Origin of the sequence: Clostridium sp. FP1 (assembly GCF_011065975.2) — a bacterium.
In the GTDB taxonomy this organism is placed as follows: Bacteria; Bacillota; Clostridia; order Clostridiales; family Clostridiaceae; genus Clostridium_AD; species Clostridium_AD tagluense.
Map to the genome: position 1 here is coordinate 188,325 of NZ_JAAMNJ020000002.1, position 15,312 is coordinate 203,636.

The window sequence follows — 15,312 nt, forward strand, 5'->3', positions numbered from 1 at the left end:
TAATTAATTAAATCCATCAAAATATAATTACTTATGAAGAGAAGAAGAAATTTATTTTGATTAGTTTAAGCAATATATGAAAAGCATTCAAGATAATTTTTATATATTGAACGCTATATATATTGCTTAAAAAAGTATACATTTACGGTGGACAATTCGTTTTAATATATCAACATTGATAAATGTAAATATTAAGTTTTTTTAGAATTCAACCTTGTATTACGAGGTATGTAGTGATAAACTTATTTTAAGTAGTATTACGAGGTATGGGGGTGGATTTATGGATAAAGAGATAATGAAAGGTAGCATTGATATTCTTATACTTTCTATAATTAACAAACAAGATAACTATGGGTATGAGATTGCTAAATGTATTAAAGAAAAAAGTGATGGGATATATGCTATGGGTGAAGGAACGTTATATCCTGCATTAAAGAGGCTTGAAAAAAAGGAACTAATCCAATCATACTGGGAGGAGAATAACCTAACAGGTAAACGAAAGTATTATAAGATTACTAGTGATGGAAAAAAAACATTAAATGAAAGAATAAGCCAATGGAATAAAGTAACGAGTTTAATAAATATTTTTAAGGAGGTTTAATATGAATGGATTTGAAGATTATATTAAAGAACTTTTAAGTGAAAGAGGCATAAATGAAGATGATAAAAAAGATTTAGAGTTTGAGATGAAAGATCACCTATTACTTTTAAAAAATGAATATTTGGATAAAGGGTTATCTGAAAAGGATGCAATTAAATTATCAATTAAAGGTTTTGGAGAAAGTAATTTTATAGGTAATAGTATTAAAAATAACTTGCCTTCACATAATAAATTTATTGATTTTTCAAGTAAAGAAAGAATGAATTGCTTGTTAGAAATGTTTTTAATATATTTTGTTTTCAAATTTTTAGGTAATGTAGAGCAAAATGCTTATTCTAATTCTATGATTTCTTATGTTATTATGACTATACCATTGGTATGTGCCTCATTTATTTTTATAAATAAAAAATTGAAAGATGAAAAAAACAAGATTAAAAATCTAGTTTTGTGTAATATATTATTTTTTATTTTAGAAAAGATAATCATGGCTGGGTATGGTATATTCCGGTTCATTATCCTAGATAAAATTAGTGCTACAATTCATATAATAAATTCAACTAAAAGTCTTTATCTCTTTGATTGGAGATATATTACTATCTCATACTTCGCAGGAAAAAAACAGCTATAACACCTTGTAAATCAATGGTAAGATGGCTTAAAACAGTGATAAAATTTGATTTTAAGCTATCTTTTTAGCAGTGAATTTCCTTGAAATATATTTAGGTAGTTTTATAATAAAAGCGGCAATAAAACTATCTATTTGCGCCACAGTTAAAAACAATAATTCTTGCAGCGTTTCTTGTAGAATGTTGAAGATTATTTCTAATACTTCTGAAAATTGAATATCTTTAAGCTCATCAAAAGCTAGAAAAAATATTTCTCCCATTGTACGTGAATCCTTATTATTTCTGTTTTCAACAGCAAGCATCATATATCGAACCATCACAATTGAAGTATGTGCAATCATTGAATCATAAGAAAGACCTTGAAATTCCTTTCCAAGATTCAAATAGGATTTGCATACTTTAAAGAAAACTTCAATGCTCCAACGTTTACCGTAAAGTGTTATAATTTCTTCCTCGGATAAGCTTAAATCAGTAGAAATAATTGCTATCCATTTCTTTTTATTATTACGGTCACGCACAAATACTATTTTTACATCCAATGTATTATTGTTAGCATCATATATTTGTGCCATTACTGATAAAAGATATTTTGATTTCCCTGGACGTTTTCTTTTTTCTTTGTATATCTGAGCTAAAGTTTTTCTTTCACCTTCAAAAATGTACTTTATTTTTGTAGTGTTTTTAAGCCTACCTACAGTATGTAGCTTAAGCTTAAATATTCTAATTATGGTAACAGGATAAGAAAACCAACTATCAAATAATACATGTTTTGCTGGAATGCCAGCCTTTACAGTAGCTTCTAGCATTTCAATCATAACATCTGTAGACTTTGATATTGCTTGTTTTCTACGTTTATATGCAATTGTGTTCTTGTTTAAACCTTCTTTCATTTCGCAGTATCTATTTTTTTGCTTTTCTGAACTTTGTAAGTTAAATAAAATAGGTAAAAATGTATTACCATCAGTCCATCCAAGAGTAAGCATTCTAAATCCTTTTTTATATTTTTGACCTTTGCTTGCATGGTCATTTACATTAGAAAGTAATTCAACATTTTTGCTTCTAAGTCTACCATAAAAAGAATCATCAACAACTATTGCGTTGATACGTTTTTCAGAAGTAAGGTTTACTAAACTCTCATTTATAATAGTTCCTGATAATTTTAACAAGAATGATTGCCAGTTTATGTACATTGAATTTAAGAATCTGTATACTACATCTTTACCAAATTTAGGAGCATTACTTTCAGTTTGATAACTCATATACATGCTTTTGCCTGTATAAACAATCTGAAGTAAATAGCAAAAAATATCACGAACACATATACCTTTTTCTTTATAACAATTTGCTTTTTTTAAAGCACTAATAACCTTAAATTGTTTAATAAAATTCATTATAGACTTCATAAAATCATTTTCATTTTGACTGTTTTGTGGTATATTGTTCATATGAATGAATCCTCCTAAATATGATATTTTTGTATTTGTCACTACTTACATTATATCATTTTTGAGAGGATTTTTCTATATTAAAACACTGTGGATCCTTGATTTTTCAATGGTCTAAGTCATGTTTTTATGTGCGAAGTTTGAGTTACTATGTTTTTGTTAGGAACGTTGTTTTCAATTATATTAACTAAACTTTTAGGAAATAAATTATTAAAGGGTATTAAAAACACATATAATTATTCTGTAAAATCAACGGTAATATTTATAATGTCAGTATTATTAATATTACTATATTTACTAACCCTAAATATGGTACCATACAGCTTGGCATTAATAACAGATGGAATACAGAATATTACGGGGTTTCACATTATGAGCATTAATGGAAACCTATTGTTTACAATAATCAATGATAAATTTATTATTCCAAATATAGGCTTATTGATCTTAATAATGCTGTTCATTAGGTTAATAATACGTGTAAGAAAAAAAGGATTGAAAAGCATACTATGAATTTAATAATATATACCTTATATTAAAAAGGTATTTGCCTAGTTAAATTTAACTGAATGCTTAACAACACATATAAATCAATGATTTAATAGGGCTATACATTGAAAAAATCAAGGTCTTGCTCAAAAATTCAAAGTAATGGTAAAAATGTTAGTAGATTATTCGCCTATTTCCAAATAGAATCACTAGGAATGATTTTCATAAGACATATATCGTCACCCATTTTTATACTTTTTAATAATTCTACAACGACTTCACAGCCAAAGGCTTTTTCAAAAAGGACTTTACTATACCCTGCAGTGCATTGACACCATGTATCCGTATTTAATTTATCCACATTGGCAAGCATCGGACAAGGGCAAAACGGAAATTGTAGATAGAGTTCTCCATTTGTGCAAGATAGTCCAGCTGCCTTTGCTTTATCTTGGTTTGAAAATTCTTCTAAATTAGAGGATGATGCAACTAGTTCTTGCACTAACGCTAATTTTTCATCCATACCATATCCACATTGACAATTCATTCTAATCTGTTTAACGGTAGACCTATCAAAGTTGCGTTCTAATCTGTTCATGGTGGATTTCACCCATGTCGCATTATCTTCTGATGAAGATAGCTGGTGTTCTCCATATACAATTTTTGTTGCCATTTTATCGTCACTGGCATTTTTTACGGCACCAAAAATTACTTGCTCTTGGATTTTTCTAATATCAAACATAATAAAACCTCATTTTCTTAATTTTTTGTGAGCTGTGGTTACGGTGCTCTGTTCTTTTACCACACTTCTTACAATATTTAATTGTAAGTGGTGGTGATAGATACTGTATATCCCAGGTTAACTTTTGCATGAAAATTTCTCATTTATATTAGGCATTAATAGGAAGATAACAGGTGGATTGTCACAAAACTTTTTCATCATAAGTCCTCCTAATCTAGTATTTTTCTACTTAAATTGTACCATCTGAGCATACAAAGCTAAACCTTAAAGACAGTTAATAAAAAAAAATGAGCCAATACAGTAACAAAACTGCATTGGCTCATTTCGAAAGTTAAGCACTATTTTTTTTGTTCCCTTATTATCCTTTGTATACTTTTCAAGGATAAAAAATATTTTCCAGATAAATATTGTGAACTATGACCCGCCAAATAGTCTTCATAAATCTGTGTATTTCGTTTATATAATTCTTGACGGATAGAGGTCCTGGCTCCCCATTCCTTTTTATTACTTGATTTTCTTGGAATATAGATAAACTCCCCATCTATATATTCCTGAACCTTTTCAATCAAATCATTAGGGAGTATACAAATTACTTTGTTATAGCTCATCTTTGCCCTCCTAAAGGTTTTGTTTCTATTAGGAATAGCAAAGGCTATGTGTTTTAACTGCTCGTTGCAATAGCCTTTGCTATGCAACAATAACGATTGGATTAATCATACACTTTCAAACCTCCTTTTTCATGATCTTGTAAATTATAATATCATACTTATATTACCACAACTGCCATTACAATCTTCTTTTATGTCATCGCAAGTAATCCCATATCTAATGATATGGGGGTTTAATATATTAAGTGTATATTGATATTCTGAAAGTAACATAATGGCCACCTCCCATAAACGGTCACTAGAATAAAAGAGATAGATTTGTATATTATCTTATACAAATTACACACTCAAAATGGGCTCCTAATCTAAGTAAATTAATAAGATAAAACAATATAAAATTTATATTTATATTGGCATACTTTATTAACTCTAAACCCTTATACCATCAATGTACTGTCGGTATTACATTTTTAATTTATTTTTGATTTTATTGTATAAAACCTATTTTAATTTTTATATAGAATTAATGGTAATTATGGTATAATTAAGGGAAAATCTTATGTCGTACTAGTATTTAAGTGCGTTGCGAAGATTGCTCATATAATATGAATAGTGATATTGTAGAAAAAAGTACCAACATAGAGGTGATATTGGTGTTTCGTATAGGAGATTTCTCAAAGCTTGCAAAAACAACTACAAAAACTCTAAGATTTTATGATGAAGTGGGGTTGCTGAAACCGTCTTTTGTAGATGACAATAACGGATACCGTTATTACGAGCCAAAACAATTTTTTGATTTAAATAGAATTATAGCCCTACGACAAATCGGAATTCCTATTGACGAAATCAAAAAAGTTATTATTAGTAATAACAAAATAGAGATAGCTGAAATCTATCAAGCTAATAAGATAAATACCGAAAATGAAATTAAATTGCTTCAAGACAGGCTTTCTCGTATTAACTACTTACTAGATGATGTTAACAATACAAAACAAACTGATTATCAAGTTACATTAAAAAATATGCCTCAGCACAAAGTTTACTATGAACAAGGGATTGTACCAGGATTTGAAGGAATTTCAAAATTTATTTTAGACACTATAAATAAACTTAAACAAAGTGAACTCAATATAAAATTCTTAAGTCCTCCCTACGCTTATATTGCTTATCTTGACAGCGAATACAAAGAAAGTGATATAAGGATAGAATATGCACAAGCAGTAGAACTGCCTACTGCGGTTGCTGATGATAAAAAACAAAAGTTCAAAATATACGACTCTACGTTGTTTGCTTGCGCTTTTCATAAAGGCTCTTATGAGAGACTTCCAAAAGCATATGGATATATCATGGACTGGATAGAGAAAAATGGTTATTCTATGATAGAGAACCCAAGGGAATGCCATATTAAAGGCTCGTTTGACACTTCATATGAAGATGAATGGGTTACGGAAATTCAAATACCAATAGTAAAGAAATAAATTCAACATAATGCTTGACCTTCCTGTTAGGTGAAACTATATAATCAGTTTTAGAAACATATTAGCAGGAGGACTTATTATGAAAATTTTAAAATTGCCCCATAGAACAGCAGATTATTTGTGCCCAGTAAATGGCCTGTGTGACATCTATGAGTGGAAAACACAAAGCCGTATTCCCGATGAGCTCATTTTTTACTGTCAGATGGGTTTTCAAGTGATAACAAATAAAAACTTAATTCCACCTAAAATGATATTTTTAAGCTCTGGAACACTTAAAAGTCAATATGAATTTTGGCAGGATATTATGGGTTATAAAATTTATCAATCGGAGGGTAAGGCATTCACCTCAGTCATGACTAAAATCAAAAAACTAATCGACAATGATGTACCTGTCATTTTATTTGGTCTGGATATGTATCACCTGGCTTATCAAGAAAAGTTTTATCAAAATATACATATTCCAGGACATATTGTGTTATTAGTAGGATATGATGACAACGAAGTCTATGTCCAAGATAACTCAAAAACTGGTATTCAAACTATTTTAAATAATGATTTAAGGTTAGCTTGGGCAGAGGATTATGAAGGTTTCAGTAGAAAAAACACCTATTTTGGAATTGAGTTTGAGGGCACTATCCTTAATGACAAAACGGTGATTGAAGCAGGGCTAAAAGGTATGTCAAAGCGATTTCTAGAGCCAACCGTAGGCTTTATGGGTACAAAAGGAATAACAAGTTTAATAAAAGAACTTTCTTTATGGTCAAACACATACAATAGTGGCATGATAACAGCCATCTACAAGCACTTTATCACATTTACGGGCAGTGTTCTCCCAGAGCTTCCAAAAGAGCTCGATGAAATGAATTCAGGTATTAATAATCCCCACAGAGGGTCACGGGATTTAATGGCAAAGGCACTTAGAACATATGCCAGTCAATATGGAAATGACAATTGGAAAAGGGCCTCAGTACTGTTTGAAAAGAGCGGTAATATTATAAATCAGATATCAAATCACATGGTAAAAGATATTCTTAACAGTTATTTTACTGATACAGCTAAATATGTGGAACTGTTTGGCATAATGCAAAATTACGAAACTGAAGCATTCCACAATTTTTTGTTATAAAATTCTTTAGTAGTAGATGATAAGTGTTGTGGTTAAGTCACATCATTCTTTTATGTAGTCACAAGTAACCCCATATAATTAGATAGGGGGTTACTTTATTAAGAGCGTATTGATATTTTGAAAGTAACACAATACCAATTGAGTTACTTTCATATTGTTGCTATTGCCCATTCTTCAAAAATGTAACTATACTCAAATTATGGTATGATTAAATATATATTTTATAACTAGTTTGTAATTTGTAGATAATCAAACAACTTACTGTGGAGCAGATATCAACATAGTAAAATCTGTCCCAGGTGGACTATTTAAAGTAGATCTACGAAATGGAGAGCATCAGATTAAAGAGATTAAGGTTCTATAAGTCAAACAGTTCGCTAAATAGCATAATTTAGCGAACTGTAAGTGTACATTTTTCTTATTTCACCTTTTCGGGGGGGGGTGGTGGCAAAAATACCCTAAAAATATAAAGAGGATGATGTAACTTATGTTTATGATTTTCGTAGAATATATTTAGTGAAATCTTTTACTATATTATCATCAATTTGGTTTAAAACTTTGTTTTTTAAGGGGTAGTTTAAGATTACTGATAAGATTAGTAGTCCAATAAAAAAATTAAAAATATTAATATATACATCTTTTAAGTCAAAGGTAAAAAAGCCATTTACTAATATGTAATCTAAACTACCGTTCCAAAAAATCTTGTCAATTAATGAACACATAGCACCAGAAAATACAAAAGCGTACATAATATTAATAAATTTGTTAGTGCCAAATTGCTTATTTAGATATTTATAAAACAGATATATTAATATACTCATAATTGCTACTATTGAAATATGTATCCATTTACCGATACCTAATTGCAACATAGAATTAAACCATGAATAGTCCCTATTGAACATAGGATCAAAGTATAGCAAAGGAGGCAATATAGGAAATTTTTTGTGAAGAAAATTGTTGTTAATTACTATTTTAATAACCTGCTCTATTGTTACTAAAATAAGCACTGCTATACATGTCTTTTTGTTTTGAATTTTCATATTTATTCTGCACCACCTAATATAAATAATCTTCGCATAATGCTAATTAACTTATAAGTAAATAATACCATTATGTACGATATATTACTATTATAACCTCTTTACACATAAACACATCTTAATATATTAAAACCCCACATCTAATGATATGGGGTTACTTGTGACTATATATAAGGAAGTTATGAACTAAATACTTAATGTATAAACTGCAAGAATAGTGACAATGTCAAAATAAAAGGAATAAAAGTTGCTGGAAATCCCTTATACCCTTCCTTATTATATATAAAACAAACTATAATCCAATTTATTGCACATCCTAAAAATATTAAACATACACCATAAAATACAAAGTTAGAATTGTTACTTACTTTATATATACCTGAAACTGAAACTCCCACACATAAATGAATGGGGTTCTTGAATACTAAATAACTTCTTTTATACTCTCATTTATAATAAAAACTATAAATTACAACATATAAAAACTAATTATTTTCTTCAAGAATTTCACTATCAAGCATCACAATTGACACATTAACGATAGTATATGGCTCGTTTCAAAACCTAAGTATATTATATCGTACTAAAATAACCATGTCTAATGGTATATTTTAGTAGTGCTATCCATCCCACACCTAAAGAGAGTGGGCTTTCCGCACAAATTCTTTGTAATATTGTATAAAACAAAAAATCCCCTAACCATTTTGTTGGTATGGCTTTGTCACTTTTAAATGATTTGCCATATACTATTAATTACTTTTCCGTCTCGAGATAAAAAGTTAAATCAGCTTTTAGTTGATGTAACCCGTATAATAGTTAAAAATCACTTTTTCTTAAATTCGTTATTATCTAAAATAATAACCCCTGATGGGTCTTCCTTTGCTGCCTTCTTTGTGTGATTTACAAGTTTTATAACGTCCGTGTATGATTGTTTTGCTCCCTTTACAAGCAATGGCACTCCTATAAAATCAATTTTTAGCCACCTAGAAAAAAATCCACCAAAGGTCATTGGTAATGGAACAGTTGGCGACGTATTGGAAAATACAATTTTCTCATTTAATAGATTTTGTTTATGAAGCATAGAAGCTAGATTATATAATCCTGGAATCAAAACCTTTGAACGTCCCCTACCTACAGCATAAACTTTGTTTCCAGCTTCATCACTTCCATAATAAAAAAGTTCTCCACAATTTCCATATACTAACTTATTAAAGTTAGGTAATTCCAATATTTCATCCTTAGTTGGTTCTCGGGTTTCATCCAGCATTTTCAAGTGATAAGCAATTGCTAAAATAGATGAATGAGTTCCTCCATAACAATTATATATGTATATCATTTAAATCACCTGATTTCTTATTTTTTAGCTTTGGTTAATAATTGTAGTATATGCATTAAACATTGATATTAAACATTTACCATTATCAAACTTAATGTCTTAATAATTTCATTGATTTATGTGCATTTCCATAAGCATTAACAATATCATCATCTGTAAGGCCTGCCTCAACTGCAATTTTATAAGCTTTACCAAAATACCCTATATCCTCTGATTTGTGTGCATCACTTCCTAATGAAAATTTGACACCCAAATTCTTTAACTTTCTTATTGTTTGAATATCCATATTCCTATGACTTCTGTTAATTTCCAAAGCAGTATTTCTTAGAGCAGCAACCTTTCCAATTTCGATAATATCTGGATTAACATGCTCTAAAGGATGATTTAATATGGTAATTTCATATTTTTTAATAGCGTTAATTGCAGCTTCTGTATAATTCCTCAATAAAAATGGATTTTGTACTGCTCCAGGATGATAACCCACACAAATTATGTCAAGGTAATCAATTACTTCATCTTTAATATCTATATCCCCTTTTTTAGTGAGAATATTACATTCTACGCCAAGAAGAATCTTAAAGTCATTCTCCTTCAATAATGAACTCTTATTAAGATCATCAATTAATTTACGTGATTCTTCATATTGATTTAGTTTCATCCCGAAGGTAATATGTTTATAACCATGGTCTGTTATGGCAATTTCTTTTAATCCTCTTTTTATTCCAGCTTTAACATTTGATTCAATACTTCCACTTGCATGTTCTCCCAAAATAGTACTAAATAGGGGAATATGTCCCTTTGCAATATTAGTATGAGTATGATAGTCTGCAATAATCTTAAAGCTCATTTTATCCCCTCCATGGTTTAATATCTTTTAATTAGCGCTTCATTATCAGATTGAAAAGCTTCTTGTATCCACATTCTGATACTCCCACGCCTAAAGGCATGGGGTTCTTAAATACATTATCTTCTCCTATACTCTCATTTATATAAAAACTATAAACTACAACATATAAGAACTAAATGACTTCTCTAAGACTTTTACTACCAATTATCCCAATGGATAAATTAACGATAGTTTAAAGGCTCATATCAAAACCTTATTTTTTTTATATTCCCATACTTGGTATTTTCTTATTGTCACTACTTAATAATCTATTTATTTCTTTATCATGAAGCATTTTAAAATTACCGTATTCGCTGAAACACTTTTCTCTATCTATTTCTTCTAAATTTTCTTTTACATTCATTATTAAAAAACTAGAATATAAATCTCTTTGAATTTTAATTTCTTCATTATCTATATTAAATATGTTGAAACGTTCACTTAATTCTTTTTTATTATACTTATCATCAAAATGGTTATACTGTGATGCTTTTATTTTATAAGTATTAACTTTATATAATTCAGTATTATTCCACTTTAATTTATTGTCTAATATAGTTAAAAGCATACTTGGTGCTTTATTCGCTAAAGACTTTCCAAATCTTTTTTTCTTATTAAATTTTCCTGTTTTTTCATTTACGGTAGTATTTTGGGAACGTTTTTGCAATCCTTTATAGTTCATTGTTTCCACTAATATCCTATCACCTAAACCCACTATTTTATTAGCTAAAATATTATGACTTTGCTTTCTTATATCAGCTTGTTTCCTTTGAATATCTCTTAATTCATTTTGCATTTTAATATACTTATTGGATTTAACCCATATTAATTTTACACCATGTTTTATTGTACCATTTTCATTAAAATTATTAGGATTGTTAATTCTTCTTTGTCTATCTAGTTTTCTTAATAATCTTCTTTTAATTGTTTCAATATTATTAATTTCGGGTGCTAATTCTAATAATTTAACATCATATTTTGAAGCAATTCCTATAGTTTGAGTTCCAATATCTATTCCAACATTGCCCTTGCCTATACTATTTTTAACTTCCCCAGTTTTTTTATTATATTTAACAGGAGGAATACCATCTAAAACTAATTGAATATAATATTTATATTTTCCACGAATAAATTTTCTAACTATTCTACAATATTTAACTTTGTTTAATAGCGAAATTTCTGCATATTCATCATTTTTATTTATAATCACATCTGTTTCTAATCCATTCCAAAATAGCTTACCGTCTTTAAATCTAATTCCTGTTTTATTGGATTTTCCTTCTACACTGTTCATTTCTCCATATTTCTTAAAACAAACCCTATTTGCAGTATGAAACATTAATCCTTGAAATGCACTAAAGCACCGTGAAGCTATTTTTTGAGCGGTGAAGCTATCTATATTGCCTTTAAAATGTTTTTGAATAGGTTTTACAAAATCATGAAGTGAATACTCTGTCAAACCATATTTTTTATTTAATTCATTGAATTGTTTGTTACGGTCTTTTCCTATAGTCATTTTAACAACTTTCCTATATTCTTTAGACTTTCTCATGCTATTATATCTTTTATATAATTCTCCTAAACAGCTATTATATATATTCCTACTTATTTCTAATCTTTTATTTAAAATCTTTTCTTGATATTTTTCCGTATCTAGCTTTACTGTTAAAATATAATTTGGCACAGTATTCACCTCGCTTTTTAATATCTTGTTTTTTGACTTTCCACATATTTTTTTACCGTTTCACTACTTACATTTCCGGCAGTTGATATAAAATAACTTCTAGTCCATAAACTAGGCATTTTCTTCAATTCGTTAAACTCGTCTCTCAAAACCCTACTTGTTACACCTTTTATTTTTTGCATAATATCCGCAGGACTTAATGTTGGAATACAATTTAAAACCATATGAGTATGGTCTTTATCACATTCTATTGCGATAATTTTAATATCTATCTCCTCACATACACATTTGACCATATTCTTAAATCTTTCTTCCAAATTAGGTATTAAGAATATTTTTCTTCTATACCTTGGGCAAAATATAAAATGATAATTAATTAAACTTACTGTAGTTTTAGTTGTTCTATATTTATTTTCCATAATTAAAGTATATCGCAAAATGTGTATGTTGGAAATGATTTCATACCCGAAAACAAAACTAGTTTCTTATGCTATCCATCCCACACCTGAAGGAGTGGGCTTTCCACACAAATATTGTAAATTCCCTATGGCGTGTTTATCATTTAGTTTTATTTTGCCCATATTACTGGATAATACTAAAGTATTTGGGGCCAAAAAAAATCTTAAAACTATAAGAAGTTTGTTGTTTATGGTACAATATTCCTAAATGTTAAGATGTAGTATTATTAAATTGTGTTGCAGTGGTAAGAAAAGATGATGTAAAAGTTGTTTTTATAGCATGATAATAAGAGGTGTTAAGGGTGATAATTAAAGGTATTGCTCCTTGGGCGTTGTTACAAAAGAAAATGACATGGGAACAGCTAAAATTCATCCATAATAAAAGAGTTTTGGATTTTGGAAGTGGAAATGGCATAACAGCTGACCATTTTGCTATAGACAATGAGGTTATAGCAATTGAGCCAGATGAAAAGATGCTTCAGAATAGATTTACAGAAAACAATTATATACAAATAAAAGGAGATATGAGGGAACTTAAGAATTTTCAAGATGAATCATTTGATGCGATATTGTGCCATAATGTTTTTGAATATGCAGATGAAAGAGAAGAAATTATTAAAGAATTTTCAAGGATATTAAAGACCAAGGGCTATCTTTCTGTTTTAAAACATAATAAGGCCGGAAGAGTTATGCAGATGGTAGTGTTATTGAATAATTTTGAACATTCCAATGAGTTATTAAAAGGCGAGAATGGACATGCACAACAGTTTGGTACTGTTAATTACTATGAAGATACAGAGATATTAGAATGGTCAGATAAATTTAAAATAGAAAGAATTTTGGGGGCTAGAACATTTTGGAGTTTGCAGCAGAATCAGGAGATTCAAAAGGATAAGACATGGCAAGAGCAGATGTTGGAAATGGAATTGAAGGTAAGTGAATTGGAAGAGTATAAAGCCATAGCATCCTTTCATCATGTTATTTTACGAAAAAAGTAATGAAGGTTAGGAGCATAATTTTTAGACGTTTTCATATGTTAGAGCACAGTGGTTTAATAGTGCGAGACTTAATGATTTGATCTACACTTAATAAGGAGACAGAATAAATATGGCTAAAACAATAAAAAAAAAATTGAAATTCCTTGTTATAATTATCGTTGGAATAATTGGCTGGCTTGGAATAGGGCATTATAATAAAGAGCTAAAAATTGAGAGTTATAATGAAGAATTTTATGCTTTAAAATCAACATGTTCTGTATTTAAGAGTGAAAGTAACAACGAAATATCAAAAAAATTATCTTTAAAAGATAATAATGAAAGTGTTCCTATTTTAATGTATCACTCTATTGGAACAGTAAAATTAAATCCATATGTGGTTAGCACTGATAAATTTAATATGGACATGAAGTATCTTAAGGATAATGGCTTTACAACAGTAAGTACTGATGAGTTATATAATTTTATGGTTAAAAATAAGCCCATCCCTAAAAAATCTGTTCTTATTACCTTCGATGATGGCTATGAGGATAACTATACTAATGCATTTCCAATTTTAAAAAAATATAATTTTAAAGCAACCATTTTTGTAATAACAGATTCTGTAGATAAATGTAAGAAGTCTTTATCCTCAGAGCAGCTAAAAGAAATGCAAAACAACGGAATAGATATAGAGAGTCATACTAATTTACATGACAAATTAGGGACACTCACTTATGCTACCCAGCTAAAAACTCTAAAAGCATCTAAGGAGTATATTGAAAAGACTTTAAATAAGACGGTTAGATATATATCCTATCCTTTTGGAAACTATAATTTAGATACATTAAAAGCAGTAAATGCTGCAGGTTATGAAATGGCATTTACTACTAATGGAAGATGGGCAAATAAGTCTAATGGAATTTTAAATCTTAATCGAGTATTTATTAGCGGGTTTCATCACAGTAATTCTTTTCAAACAAGAGTAAATCATAGCTGGTATTTATTTAAGTATTTTTATTTATAAAATCATATGATATTGCAGCGCCCCAGGATATGATTTAACTACATTTCACAAGGAAAGTATTATCTCTCTTAAATCTTGTATTCCAAGTGGGTCCAGGCCATTTGTAGGTTCTTCCAAAATCAGCATTTGGGGTTGTTTAGTAGTGCAATTGCAAATTCAAGCCTTTGCTTCATCCCCATAGAAAACTGTCCTGAAAATAACTAAGCGCAAAGATTATATAAGGAGGTTTAAAACATATGACCGAAAAAGAAATGTGGGATTTATATACCCAAAACAATCATGTAAAAAATAAGACTTATGATGCTTGGTGTTTTGGTGGAGACACTTTAATAGCGAATGAACTTGCAAAACTTGTAGTAGAGGGTATCAAGACAGCAACTGCATCGGCTTATAAATTATATGAACTTGATAACAGCCCGTTGCCACCAATAGGTGGTTTGAATATTATTTTAGACTCTGATAGCAATGCTGTTTGTATAACTGAAACAACTAAAGTTTATACTTGCCCATTTTGGAAAGTGTCAGAAAGGCATGCTTTTAAGGAGGGCGAAGGAGATCGCTTTTGATATCCTCGGAGTTTGTTATAAGCAAACATTAGCGCAGTCTAAAATTGCAGCATAAACCAATTTAATAAAATTACAATATTCCCACTATATAGTGTTTTTTTTGGCGTGAGATGAAATTATTTGAATACTAATATGCACTTAAAATACACCATTCAAATTCACAAAAGAAAAATTAATGGTAAAATATTGTAGCTGGTGATAGTCCAATATTATTTAATGTGGCTTA

Annotated in this window: 16 protein-coding genes and 1 pseudogene; 7 read left to right on the plus strand and 10 right to left on the minus strand. The window is 29.2% G+C overall.

Annotated features, from left to right (window positions below):
- The first annotated feature begins 280 nt into the window (after positions 1-280).
- Positions 281-601, plus strand: coding sequence for a PadR family transcriptional regulator (locus G9F70_RS25625; RefSeq protein ID WP_164948115.1), 321 nt, complete (start codon positions 281-283; stop codon positions 599-601).
- A gap of 1 nt (position 602) precedes the next feature.
- Positions 603-1,229: a hypothetical protein gene (locus tag G9F70_RS25630; protein ID WP_164948114.1), complete on the plus strand. Its 627-nt coding sequence runs from the start codon at positions 603-605 to the stop codon at positions 1,227-1,229.
- Positions 1,230-1,280: 51 nt separating this feature from the next.
- Here the strand turns inward: G9F70_RS25630 and G9F70_RS25635 are convergent, their stop codons facing one another.
- The 4 genes from G9F70_RS25635 to G9F70_RS27190 all read right to left on the minus strand — a co-directional run bounded on the left by G9F70_RS25635 (position 1,281) and on the right by G9F70_RS27190 (position 4,781).
- Entirely contained in the window at positions 1,281-2,672 is a 1,392-nt protein-coding gene (locus G9F70_RS25635; RefSeq protein WP_164948120.1) for a transposase, read from the minus strand.
- Between the two features lie 679 nt (positions 2,673-3,351).
- Positions 3,352-3,900: a DUF6144 family protein gene (locus G9F70_RS25640; RefSeq protein ID WP_164947685.1), complete on the minus strand. Its 549-nt coding sequence runs from the start codon at positions 3,898-3,900 to the stop codon at positions 3,352-3,354.
- A 338-nt stretch (positions 3,901-4,238) separates the two neighbouring features.
- The gene (locus tag G9F70_RS25645) at positions 4,239-4,508 is read right to left on the minus strand and encodes a CD3324 family protein (RefSeq protein WP_164947684.1); all 270 of its coding nucleotides are present in this window, start codon (positions 4,506-4,508) and stop codon (positions 4,239-4,241) included.
- 144 nt (positions 4,509-4,652) lie between these two features.
- Entirely contained in the window at positions 4,653-4,781 is a 129-nt protein-coding gene (locus G9F70_RS27190) for a hypothetical protein (RefSeq protein ID WP_263488331.1), read from the minus strand.
- Positions 4,782-5,086: 305 nt separating this feature from the next.
- Here G9F70_RS27190 and G9F70_RS25650 point away from each other — a divergent pair, with 305 nt between their 5' ends.
- Together G9F70_RS25650 and G9F70_RS25655 are read left to right on the plus strand one after the other, a co-directional pair.
- A complete protein-coding gene (locus G9F70_RS25650) occupies positions 5,087-5,986 on the plus strand; it encodes a MerR family transcriptional regulator (RefSeq protein ID WP_224617938.1) in 900 nt (299 codons plus the stop codon).
- A gap of 79 nt (positions 5,987-6,065) precedes the next feature.
- On the plus strand, positions 6,066-7,112 hold the full coding sequence (locus G9F70_RS25655; protein WP_164947682.1) for a BtrH N-terminal domain-containing protein: 1,047 nt from the start codon (positions 6,066-6,068) through the stop codon (positions 7,110-7,112).
- Positions 7,113-7,603: 491 nt separating this feature from the next.
- Here the strand turns inward: G9F70_RS25655 and G9F70_RS25660 are convergent, their stop codons facing one another.
- From G9F70_RS25660 to tnpA, 5 genes are all read right to left on the minus strand, one after another.
- Positions 7,604-8,155, minus strand: a complete 552-nt coding sequence (locus G9F70_RS25660; RefSeq protein WP_164947681.1) for a signal peptidase II — start codon at positions 8,153-8,155, stop codon at positions 7,604-7,606.
- Between the two features lie 823 nt (positions 8,156-8,978).
- Positions 8,979-9,491 carry a DUF3189 family protein gene (locus tag G9F70_RS25665; RefSeq protein WP_164947680.1) on the minus strand — a complete coding sequence of 171 codons (513 nt, stop codon included), beginning with the start codon at positions 9,489-9,491 and terminating at the stop codon, positions 8,979-8,981.
- Positions 9,492-9,582: 91 nt separating this feature from the next.
- Positions 9,583-10,338, minus strand: a complete 756-nt coding sequence (locus G9F70_RS25670) for a PHP domain-containing protein (RefSeq protein WP_164947679.1) — start codon at positions 10,336-10,338, stop codon at positions 9,583-9,585.
- A gap of 262 nt (positions 10,339-10,600) precedes the next feature.
- Positions 10,601-12,061, minus strand: coding sequence for a transposase (locus tag G9F70_RS25675; RefSeq protein WP_224617939.1), 1,461 nt, complete (start codon positions 12,059-12,061; stop codon positions 10,601-10,603).
- A 17-nt stretch (positions 12,062-12,078) separates the two neighbouring features.
- Complete coding sequence (gene tnpA / locus G9F70_RS25680) at positions 12,079-12,480, minus strand: IS200/IS605 family transposase (protein WP_164947224.1); 402 nt, start codon at positions 12,478-12,480, stop codon at positions 12,079-12,081.
- Positions 12,481-12,821: 341 nt separating this feature from the next.
- Between tnpA and G9F70_RS25685 the strand changes: the two genes are divergently transcribed.
- Together G9F70_RS25685 and G9F70_RS25690 are read left to right on the plus strand one after the other, a co-directional pair.
- Positions 12,822-13,517 (plus strand): class I SAM-dependent methyltransferase, encoded by a 696-nt coding sequence (locus G9F70_RS25685; RefSeq protein WP_164947223.1) that lies wholly within the window; start codon positions 12,822-12,824, stop codon positions 13,515-13,517.
- 109 nt (positions 13,518-13,626) lie between these two features.
- The gene (locus G9F70_RS25690) at positions 13,627-14,520 is read left to right on the plus strand and encodes a polysaccharide deacetylase family protein (protein ID WP_164947222.1); all 894 of its coding nucleotides are present in this window, start codon (positions 13,627-13,629) and stop codon (positions 14,518-14,520) included.
- A gap of 51 nt (positions 14,521-14,571) precedes the next feature.
- On the opposite strand, the pseudogene G9F70_RS25695 reads toward G9F70_RS25690, so the two are convergent.
- A pseudogene (locus tag G9F70_RS25695) lies at positions 14,572-14,714 on the minus strand (ATP-binding cassette domain-containing protein); the annotation flags it as partial.
- Between the two features lie 42 nt (positions 14,715-14,756).
- On the opposite strand from G9F70_RS25695, the gene G9F70_RS25700 reads away from it, so the two are divergent.
- Complete coding sequence (locus G9F70_RS25700) at positions 14,757-15,086, plus strand: ASCH domain-containing protein (RefSeq protein WP_164947221.1); 330 nt, start codon at positions 14,757-14,759, stop codon at positions 15,084-15,086.
- Positions 15,087-15,312 lie beyond the last annotated feature (226 nt).